Below are 232 nucleotides of genomic sequence, written 5' to 3'. Positions count from 1 at the left end.
ACTCAGTACCCAAATCAGCAAGTAATTGGTAAACAATTTCCAACGATTGACGGCGAAAGTTTAACGCAAAATAAAGTGACTATTCCAAGCGATTTTAATGCAGATAAAACACTTTTGCTTATAGGCTATAAGCAAGATAGTCAGTTTGACATTGATCGCTGGTTAATTGGCTTAGATATGAGTGGTGTAGTTATTCCTACCTACGAACTACCCACTATTGCTGGTATGGCAC

The 232-nt window shown here is 37.9% G+C and carries 1 pseudogene; it reads left to right on the top strand.

Annotated features, from left to right (window positions below):
- A pseudogene (locus AAEY62_RS25045) lies at positions 1–232 on the top strand (hypothetical protein); the annotation flags it as partial.

Origin of the sequence: Pseudoalteromonas sp. GW168-MNA-CIBAN-0100 (assembly GCF_040309225.1) — a bacterium.
Lineage (GTDB): Bacteria > Pseudomonadota > Gammaproteobacteria > Enterobacterales > Alteromonadaceae > Pseudoalteromonas > Pseudoalteromonas arctica.
The sequence above is the reverse complement of the archived record's forward strand: the minus strand, read 5'-3'. Positions and strand labels throughout refer to the sequence as shown.